Origin of the sequence: Thermogutta sp., assembly GCF_039793925.1 — a bacterium.
Classification (GTDB): domain Bacteria; phylum Planctomycetota; class Planctomycetia; order Pirellulales; family Thermoguttaceae; genus Thermogutta.
In genome coordinates, this window is record NZ_JBAMME010000185.1 from 1 (window position 1) to 1,053 (window position 1,053).

Annotated in this window: 1 protein-coding gene; it reads left to right on the top strand. The window is 58.3% G+C overall.

Going from position 1 to position 1,053, the window contains the following annotated elements; translation table 11 throughout:
* Positions 1–18 precede the first annotated feature (18 nt).
* Positions 19–1,053 (top strand): DUF1559 domain-containing protein (locus tag ABJK56_RS06955; protein ID WP_347243942.1); only part of this gene is annotated, 1,035 nt, incomplete at its 3' end.

The following is a 1,053-nucleotide window of genomic DNA, read 5'->3' on the forward strand; positions in this document are numbered from 1 at the left end:
AGCGCGATCAAAATACCAATGATCGCGCTACTACTCCCAGCGGTGCAGGCGGCGCGGGAGGCGGCCCGCCGCTCCCAGTGCACAAACAATCTCAAACAGCTTGGTTTAGCACTTCATAATTACCACGATTCCCAAAAAGTGTTCCCCTATCGCAAAGGAGGAAGCTCAGCCTGCACGACGGTGAGCACGTCCTATGGTAACCGCCGAAACGGCAATTGCACCAGGAAAAGTGGGTTTATTCCGCTTCTTGCTTATTTAGAACAGGTCGCGATGTTCGACCGGATTCGAGCAGGTGAACCAACGAACGGGATCTCCCCTGATGGTCCTGGCGGCTGGGAGGATTGGCCGGTCTGGAATGACTCTCCTGATAACTTGTTCTGTCCGTCAGATAACGGCATTCCCAATCGGACCGGGCCTTACAACTCCTATGCGTTTTGCATTGGCGACCAGATTGAAAACATCCGTGACGCTAGCCAGGTTCGCGGCTTGTTCGCCCAGAACACCACGTATTCCACCGCTGATATTACTGACGGAACGAGCAACACGATCGCGATGAGCGAGCGCCTTTGCGCGGCCAGGCTGACGGGAAACAACTATCAGAGCCAAACCGGTGGGCAGGTGCCGGCACAGAGCATCGAGCACGTGCTGGGCATCGCCAAAAACGTGAGTGGCCTCGTCGGCAGTCCTGGTCTGTGCCGCGCGGTGAGCGACGGGCGGTATTTCGTAGCTGGCACCACCATCCACACCTACTGGGGTGGACGTTGGACCGATGGGCAGCCCGCTCGGGTCGGTTTTACCACTGTATTACCGCCGAATTCGCCGTCCTGCTCAGATCCGGCCTATGCGCAAGATTGGGCCGACCAGGTCAGCGTCGTACTCCCGCCCAGCAGCCGGCATCCTGGCGGCGTCAACTGCCTGTTCGCCGATGGTTCGGTGAGGTTCATCTCGAACACAATCGATACGGGCAATCTCGGCGCGTATCAGCCATTTAATGGCCGGAGCGTTTACGGCGTGTGGGGCGCTCTCGGTTCCAAGGACGGTGGCGAACCTGTC